Here is a 545-nt window from a genome sequence, read left to right as displayed (position 1 = left end):
GAGGATAGCATCTGATATTTGATCAGCCATTTTATCAGGATGGCCTTCGCTCACAGATTCTGAGGTAAATAAGTTGTATTCACGCATAATGGGGTCGCTTAATTGCAGGGACTGTAGTCGACAAACTCAGTCATTATTAAATGTATAGAAAAATAAAAGACGAAAACGAATCAAAAAATTAGCATATTTTACCGTGTATCGAGGTAAAACTCTAGCAATGTATGGTGTTGTGAGGTAACTGGTGATGGATTAAGGTCGGTAAAAGTCATCAATGTCACTATTTTCTTGCCAGCGAAATTCAGTATGTTGGGCGACTTGGTAGGCTTTATCGACGCCATGTCTATCAGCGATAAAACCAAGTGCCATATCCATGCCTGCGCTAACCCCTGATGACGTATAAAACTTACCATCAACAATCCAGCGGGCTTGTTCGACCCAATCAACTTGATCCGACTGACAAGTCACCCATTGCCATGCTATTTTATTAGAGGTAGCACGCTTGCCATTTAATACACCGCTTTTTGCTAATAAGGCGCTACCAGTAC

The 545-nt window shown here is 41.3% G+C and carries 2 protein-coding genes; both read right to left on the bottom strand.

All coding sequences use genetic code 11. The annotated features are described in order from the left end of the window. On the bottom strand, positions 1 to 87 hold an 87-nt coding region (locus ACS8FC_RS20265), incomplete at its 3' end, for an S-adenosylmethionine synthetase N-terminal domain-containing protein (RefSeq protein WP_439298105.1). A 162-nt stretch (positions 88 to 249) separates the two neighbouring features. Continuing rightward, on the bottom strand, positions 250 to 545 hold a 296-nt coding region (locus ACS8FC_RS20260), incomplete at its 5' end, for a DJ-1/PfpI family protein (protein ID WP_439298104.1).

This window comes from Psychrobacter sp. 1Y4, assembly GCF_051847555.1.
The sequence above is the reverse complement of the archived record's forward strand: the minus strand, read 5'-3'. Positions and strand labels throughout refer to the sequence as shown.